7 protein-coding genes are annotated in these 7010 nt (G+C 69.9%); 2 read left to right on the forward strand and 5 right to left on the reverse strand.

The window, feature by feature from the left end; all coding sequences use genetic code 11:
* Positions 1-5: 5 nt before the first annotated feature.
* Both tgmB and tgmC read left to right on the forward strand, forming a co-directional pair.
* A complete protein-coding gene (tgmB, locus tag ABZ876_RS37685) occupies positions 6-965 on the forward strand; it encodes an ATP-grasp ribosomal peptide maturase (protein WP_361790454.1) in 960 nt (319 codons plus the stop codon).
* Positions 958-2079: an ATP-grasp peptide maturase system methyltransferase gene (gene tgmC, locus ABZ876_RS37690; RefSeq protein WP_361790457.1), complete on the forward strand. Its 1122-nt coding sequence runs from the start codon at positions 958-960 to the stop codon at positions 2077-2079. The genes tgmB and tgmC overlap by 8 nt, the downstream gene beginning before the upstream one ends.
* 711 nt (positions 2080-2790) lie before the next feature.
* On the opposite strand, the gene ABZ876_RS37695 is transcribed toward tgmC, so the two are convergent.
* The 5 genes from ABZ876_RS37695 to ABZ876_RS37715 all read right to left on the reverse strand — a co-directional run bounded on the left by ABZ876_RS37695 (position 2791) and on the right by ABZ876_RS37715 (position 6059).
* Positions 2791-2952 carry a hypothetical protein gene (locus tag ABZ876_RS37695; RefSeq protein ID WP_361790460.1) on the reverse strand — a complete coding sequence of 54 codons (162 nt, stop codon included), beginning with the start codon at positions 2950-2952 and terminating at the stop codon, positions 2791-2793.
* Positions 2945-3433, reverse strand: coding sequence for a hypothetical protein (locus ABZ876_RS37700; protein WP_361790463.1), 489 nt, complete (start codon positions 3431-3433; stop codon positions 2945-2947). Before ABZ876_RS37700 ends, ABZ876_RS37695 begins: the two co-directional genes overlap by 8 nt.
* Before the next feature lie 299 nt (positions 3434-3732).
* A complete protein-coding gene (locus ABZ876_RS37705; protein ID WP_361790466.1) occupies positions 3733-4911 on the reverse strand; it encodes a DUF932 domain-containing protein in 1179 nt (392 codons plus the stop codon).
* A 148-nt stretch (positions 4912-5059) separates the two neighbouring features.
* Positions 5060-5617 (reverse strand): hypothetical protein, encoded by a 558-nt coding sequence (locus tag ABZ876_RS37710; protein WP_361790469.1) that lies wholly within the window; start codon positions 5615-5617, stop codon positions 5060-5062.
* 70 nt (positions 5618-5687) lie between these two features.
* A complete protein-coding gene (locus ABZ876_RS37715) occupies positions 5688-6059 on the reverse strand; it encodes a hypothetical protein (protein WP_361790472.1) in 372 nt (123 codons plus the stop codon).
* Positions 6060-7010 lie beyond the last annotated feature (951 nt).

Below are 7010 nucleotides of genomic sequence, written 5' to 3' on the forward strand. Positions count from 1 at the left end.
GCGCCATGGACGGACGCCCGGTGCTGGTCTGCACGGAGTACGAGGATGCAACCGCTGATCTGGTCATCGCGGAACTGAACCGGCGCAGGGTGCCCGTCCTCCGGTTCGACCCGGGGCGCGATTTCCCGGCACCCGTGGTGCTCGCCGCGCGTATCGAGGCGGGCGGATGGGGTGGGCGGCTGTCGGTCGGGGCGCGTACGGCAGATCTTTCCGCCGTACGCGCCCTGTACCACCGTCGGCCGAGCCCCTACCCGACGGCGAGCGGTGAGCAGGCGGCCCGGTTCGCGGCGCAGGAGAATCGGCGCGGCCTGGGCGGCGTGCTGGGCGCGCTGCCGCGGTGCCTCTACCTGAGTCACCCGCAGGCCATCGCGCGGGCGGAGTACAAGCCCGCGCAGTTGGAGGCGGCGGCCCGGGTAGGGCTCACGGTCCCAGCGACCCTGATCACGAACGACCCGGGGGAGGCCAAGGCGTTCTGCGCCGAGCAGCCGACCATCTACAAGCCCTTGCACGCGGGCGTGTACGAGGTCGAGGGCGAGCCCGCCGGAATCTGGGCCGCCCCGGTCGAGGCGGGCGAGATCGACGGCGCGGTGAGCCACAGCGCGCACCTGTTTCAAGTGCAGGTGCCGAAGGTGGCGGACGTGCGGGCGGTCGTCGTCGGCGAGCAGGTGCTCAGCGCCCGGATTACCGCCCCTCCCGGAGTCGTGGACTGGAGGGCCGAGTACCAGAGTCTCACCTATGAGCCGGTCGCCTGCCCGGACGAGATACGCGGGGCGCTGGTGCGGTTCCTGGCCGCTTTCGGGCTGAGCTTCGGAGCCTTCGACTTCGCCGTGACCGCGGACGGTGCATGGTGGTTCCTGGAGTGCAACCCCAATGGCCAATGGGCGTGGCTTGAAGACGCGGCCGGACTGCCGATCACACACGCAATCGCGGATTTACTGGAGAGCGGAGCGAGCCAGCATGACTGACCCCCAGTACTCGGAACACCTGCGGGCCGATCTCGCGCGGCGTCTGTCCAAGTCCGGTGCCCTGCGCAGCCCCGAATGGGAGGCGGCCGTCATGTCCGTGCCCCGCGAGGCGTTCCTCTCGCGCGGCTGGTTCGAGTACGAAGAGGACGGCTGGTACCGGCCCGCGGCCGGGGACTCACCGGAAGGACTCGCGCGGATCTACGAAGACGACACCCTCGTCACCCAGGTGGCCGGGGGCGTCTTCCCGGACCAGGTCGAGGGGCGCATCGCCGCGGCCCCGTCGTCGTCGTCCACCCTGCCGAGTCTGGTTGTGCGGATGCTCGAAGGCCTGAGGGCGGTCGAAGGAACGCGTGTCCTTGAGATCGGCACGGGCACGGGCTACTCAACCGCGCTGCTGTGCCATGGCGTCGGCGAGGACAACGTGACCACGGTCGAGGTCGACGCCGAGGTGTCCGCCCGTGCCGGAATGGCACTCGCGGGCGCCGGTTACTGGCCTGCGCGCGTGGTCGGTGACGGACTGGCGGGCTACAAGGAGGGCAGCCCGTATGACCGCGTGATCGCCACGTGCGGCGTGCACAGTGTGCCGGCTGACTGGCTCGCGCAGACACGGCCCGGCGGTGAGGTCCTGGTCACGGTCGGCGGGTGGATGCACGCATCCGAACTCGTACGGCTCACGGTCGCCGACGACGGTACGGCAAGCGGCCCGGTTCTCGGCGGACAGGTCTCGTTCATGCTGGCACGCCCCCACCTTCCGCCCCCTTTGGGCATCCTGCCGAACCTTGGCGAGGGCGACGCGGTGCCCGCCGAGCTGGGTGCGGGTGTGCTCGACGACTGGACGGCCCGGTTCGTCGCACAGTTCGCCGCGCCGCGTGCACAGCGGCTCACGCTGGAACGGGACGGCCGGACAGAACACGTCGTGATCGACGTGGACGCCCAGGCATGGGCGGTCGTCTTCCAAGACGGCGCGCGGTGGATGGTGCGGCAGGGCGGCACGGTGCGCCTGTGGAATGAGATCACCGAGCGCCTTGCACAGTGGCAGGCGGACGGGCGCCCGTCCGCCGACCGTATGCGGTTGCACGTCGGCCCCGAGGGACAGCGCCTCACCTGGGCGTGACCGCACGCTGACACCCCATGCTGCCCCGTCCGTCCGTCGTTCCCCCGCGGCGGATGGGCGGGGCTTCCCGCTATGCGCCCGTGCCCTCGTTGCCGGTCTGCTCGGAGGCGGAGACAAACACGCCGTGCTGCGGGACGTCTTCTCGGACGGCTCGTGTCCGTCGGCGGACTCCATCGGACCCACCGTGACCTGGGGGCGGTGGGTGTCGTCGTCGAGAGTGTCAGGCTGCCCCGGTAGCCGGTGCGGCTGCGGGTGAGCCGCGGCAGGTCGTCGGCGGGGGCGGTGGTCGGGTAGGCGTTGACGGGGCCGAGACATGCACGGACGGCGGTGAACTGGTCCCAGCGGTGGGGGCGGTGGGTGCCGGTGACGTGCACGCTGCCGGGCATCGTCCCGCCCAGCTCGAAGACGACGGCGTCGTTCTGGCGGGGGCCGGCGGTGGCGCACGGGGCCGGCGGGCGTGTCGATGGTCAGGCTCGGGCTGGTCATGGGCTGCGGCTCCTCGGCGGTTCGGTTCGGTTCGGTGGGCTGGGGCCTGCCGCCCCGCGCTCGCCGAAGGGGAGGGCGCGGGCGTCGGAGCGGCAGGTCTTCGGCCAGCGGCGCTCTGGCCGAGTTGGCCCTTCCCGCCTCCCCTGAGGGGAAGGGGGAGACGGGAACGGCGTCCGTGGGGTTACTCCTGCGGCGGCTTGTGGCGGCGCAGGTTGTCCCGCTCGGTCAGGGACACTTCTTTGCCGCATGGGCATGCGCCGTAGCGGCGGCCGTGCAGATGGAAGAACTTCGGGCGGTGTTCTTGGCGTTGATGGTGCGGATGGTGCCGGGGACCGGGGTTATGTTGGTGCAGATGCCGTCGGCGGTGACGGCGGCCGTGTCAGCCACAGGGGCCCTCCTCGTCGGTGTCGGGGATCTGCGTCAGGACCGGCGCGTCGTAGACCTCGCGCCGTACGGCGGGGACGCCGGGGCACGGGATGACGGCCTGCTGGAGCTCGGCTGTGTCCATGGGGTGCAGCCACCTGCTGCGCACGGTCCAGCCGCACGCGCGGGGGTGGGGCTCGGCGGCCGTGGTGGCGACCAGGACGGCGATGCGTACGGTGCTGCCCTCCAGCGCGAAGACCAGCAGCGTGCGCAGCGCGCAGTAGTCGTCTTCGTCCAGCACGGCCATGCGCAGCGGGGCGGTGCCGACGGAGAGGTCGGCGTGAGCCTGGACGAACGTGTCGTCGGTGCGTTCGGCCACGAGGTTGATCGTGTGCTCGCCGTCGCCGAGTGCCTGGACCAGGGCGGCAAGCGCGGTCAGGGCGCGGCTCATGGCGGCCGCTATGGCGGCATTGTCGGGGCGGATGAGCTCCGGGTGTGCGGGCATGCGGGTACTCCTTGCGGACGGGGCGGTGAGCACCGGGGGCCGGCGCACGTGTCTCGTGGCGCGGTGGGGGTTCTTCTGGGCGCGCGGTCTGCTCCGCAGACGCGTCGCGCTGCCGCTACGCGGCAGAGGGCGGGGCGGGCGCGCTCCGCGCTCCCTGGCCGGGTGGGGGAGCGCGGAGCGCTCTGGGACCGGGCGGGCCCCCGGGCGGTCCGGAGGGGTGCCCGCCCGGTGCTGGGGGCGGGGCGTGGGGCCCGTGCGGGCCGGGCCAGGGGAGGTTCCCGGCCCGCACGGGGGCTTGGTCAGCCGTGCGTGGCGGCGGCTGTCAGGGCGGGCAGTGCGAGCGCTTCGAGGGCGGCGGCCTGGTCGGCGTCGGTGAGGGTCTGCGCGGTCGACGTGACGGCCTGCATCACGCCTCCGGCCGTCATCTGACCGCCCCGGATGAAGTGGGCCAGGATCATGTCCTTGGCCTCGGTAGCGATGCTGAGCGTCTTGGTGACGTACTCGATCGTCTTCGTCGGCTCGGCCAGCGGCTTACCGGCGGCGGCCTCCATCTCGCGCACCTTGGCCTCGACGTACTCCCGAGAGAGGAACGTGCGCACGGCATCGGCGGTCTTGGACGTGATCAGTTCCAGCGTCTTGCGCTGGGTCTGCCCGGACCAGGACACGACGCCCTCGTCCTGCTTGCCTCCGAGGTGCACGGCGCGCATGACGTCCTGGGCCATGGTCAGTCCGTTGCGGCACACCTGGATGACCGCGCGCGGGGTGATGGTGTACGCCCCGGCGCCGACCTCGCTGTTGGTGATGACGAAACCGGCGGAGATCATCGGCAGTTCGTCACCGCTGCGTCCGTCGAACGGTGAGCGGTAGCCACGCAGCAGCGCACGGGCCTGGATGGCGACGGCTTCGGACTCGACGCGCACGTACATGCGCCGGTCGGTGAGGTCGCATCCGGTCACGCGGGTGGGGTGGCCGGACTGCTGCACCCCGTCCAGGGCGGCCAGCAGCATGTCGAAGTTGTCCATCAGCTTGTAGCTGTCGGACAGCAACGCGCGGGCCACGCCCTCGGTAGGCGGCATGCCGGGGCCGACCTCGCCCCGGAACGCGCGCAGCATGAACTTGCGCTCGGGCTCCTGGCGCAGCCACGCGTTGACGTTCTCGTCCAGGAGCGGGACGTTGTCGGCGCGCATGCGGCGCAGGTAGGCGAGCGGGATGCGCAGCTTGTCGGAGATCCCCTCGTCGGCGACGGCGGTGGGCCGGTAGATGCCGTCGACGTCCGACACGCCGTCTTCGGTGATCAGGGACTCCACGCCCTCGACATGGACGTTGCCTTCACGGAAGCGCAGGGCGGCGGCGGGGGCGATCACGTCCAGCTTGCGGCGCTGCTGGTCCTCCAGGATGCGGACCATGTCGGAGAGATCGGCGTTGCGGGCGCCAGAGGGGGCGACGTTGGTGGCGCGCTCGGCGAACTGCTGAGTCATGCGGGGTTCCCCTTCGTTGGCGTCCGGGTCGGGGCCACCGCCCCGGACGCTGTTGATTCCTGCGGTTCGGGGGCGGGGCCACCACCCCCGAACAACTCCAATACTAGTGTGAGTTTGGTTGGTGTGAAGCCACCCCTGACCAGCGCTTTTAGGCGAACCTGCGGTACATCGGCAACGGTGTCAGGCTCCACCGCCGCACGTTCCTAGCCACGATGGCGGGCGTCGGGCCGGTCATCGCGCTGAGGTCGTAGCGCAGTTCAGGCGCCTCGCCGAACGGGTCGGCGTGCGCGTGGATGGCGCTCACCCAGTACGTGCCGTGAACCTGTGTCAGGCTGCCGTGATAGTCGACCTTCTGCCACAGAACCGGCCCAGCGTCCTGCGGGTCCAAAGTCCTTGCGACAGCAACCGCGAGCGCGCTCGTGATCCGCTCCGTCATCAGGAGCACGAAAGCGGCTGACACCGTGCGCGGGTCCACAGGCACATCCGCCAGGGCCGGTCCCGTATGCCCGCCGCGCACACCCATGGCCCAACCCAACTCGAAGAACGGCCGGACCAAAGCCAACTGCTCGTGAGAGACCCTGAGCGCGCTCGGGTCGCTCTCGCTACGCGCCAACTCCCTCAGCGCATAAGCGGCCTGCTCCCGCTCGGCGTCCGTGATCGGGGCGCTGATCTCCTCGGCCCGATGCCCAATCCGAGTGTCTTCCATGACTCCCCTTCGTCGTCTCTGCACTGCCGGGTCTGGAAGGGGGCGCCCCGCCAAGGCGCCCTCTCGCGGATTACTTCAGGAATCCGCGCGTCCGAAGAAACTCGGCCGTGATGTGCGCGACTCCGCGCGGCTTGTAGATCTGCGGGAATCGGCGCATCTCCACCTCGGTGCGGCCCTTCTCGTCCGGCTCGATCAGTTCGTGCACGAGCCGGTAAGGACGGTCACCCGACGGCATTTCCAGAACAACGGGGCCGACCTTGGTGTCGAAGCGAATTCCGGTGTAATTCGCGTCGGAGTTGTGCACGATGCTCGCCCCGGCCCGCTCGCAGATAAGCGGAAGGAAGTTCGCGACCGTGCGGGCCTGAATTGCAAGGCCGGTCATGGGCGCGTCCTTACCGCCGCGCACCCGGCGGACGATTCCGTCGGAGATCTGGATTTCCACTTGGCTTTCCCCTTCGTCGATCACTGCGTGTGTCGGGGGTCGCCTCCCCCCGGCAACTCACATACTAGTACGTGTAAGTGGGAGTTGGAAGACCTGTTGCGCCCCGGGTTGCGGTAGATGTTGCCCCCTGACGTTGCGCCAGGTGTTGCGCTCGACGTTGCGCGGCCTCGCGGCCGGCCTCTGCAAAACCCCACATCAACGGCCCGCAAGGGCATGGTTGGGCGGCTGACATCCCCTCTGCTGCCACTTGTCCCGTACCGGTTGAAGGAGAGTGAGGAATGGGGTGCGGTGGTGGGTGGGGCGGCGGGCTTCGGGGATCGGGGGCGGCCTGCTGTTGGTTGCGCGTCGACTGGCGCCGCCGCGCCGCGCTGGGGTTGGTCCGGCCCTGGGGCACGGCAAGGGTGGGGGAGGGGTGAGGTCAGGGCCCGGAGGGCTCGTCACCCGTCCACTGCTGTCGTCCAGCTCTCTGCCCTTCCCTCTGTCCTCCTCTCTCCTCCACGGAGGCACAAACCATCTCCTCCTACTTTTCCGTGCCGGGAGGCACGCAGGGTTATGGAGTGGCCGGAGGCCCGTTCCATAACCCACCGCCAGAGGCGGGCAATTCGCGCGGGGACACGCGAACCGTGGCGTCCCTAAACGGCGCCCCGAGTGGGTATGTTTCCAGAGTTGATCCAGTCCCCGTTTTGAAGCACACCCGGGGTGTGACCTGTTTCCGCCAAAGGCACATGCTGCATCAGTTGATGCACGTCTGCTCACCCTTCAGCCTGAGTCTGCGTCAGACACCCCTGTTCTTGCTGTCACCGCCCCCGGCCACCCCTCCCTCTAGCTGCTGCCCGCGCGGAGCGCGGATTCAGGGGCTGGAGCGCAGCGACGAAGCCACACAGATGGCGATCAGGCGAACCGCCGTACGAGAAACAGACATGAATCTGTCACCTCACGTTCGTGCACTCC

This window comes from Streptomyces sp. NPDC046931, from assembly GCF_040644655.1.
Lineage (GTDB): Bacteria > Actinomycetota > Actinomycetes > Streptomycetales > Streptomycetaceae > Streptomyces.

Coding starts and splice junctions, on each gene's coding strand:
- tgmB (WP_361790454.1), top strand. CDS start 6: ATGGACGGACGCCCGGTGCTGGTCTGCACGGAGTACGAGGATGCAACC.
- tgmC (WP_361790457.1), top strand. CDS start 958: ATGACTGACCCCCAGTACTCGGAACACCTGCGGGCCGATCTCGCGCGG.
- ABZ876_RS37700 (WP_361790463.1), bottom strand. CDS start 3,433: ATGCCCGCACACCCGGAGCTCATCCGCCCCGACAATGCCGCCATAGCG.
- ABZ876_RS37705 (WP_361790466.1), bottom strand. CDS start 4,911: ATGACTCAGCAGTTCGCCGAGCGCGCCACCAACGTCGCCCCCTCTGGC.
- ABZ876_RS37710 (WP_361790469.1), bottom strand. CDS start 5,617: ATGGAAGACACTCGGATTGGGCATCGGGCCGAGGAGATCAGCGCCCCG.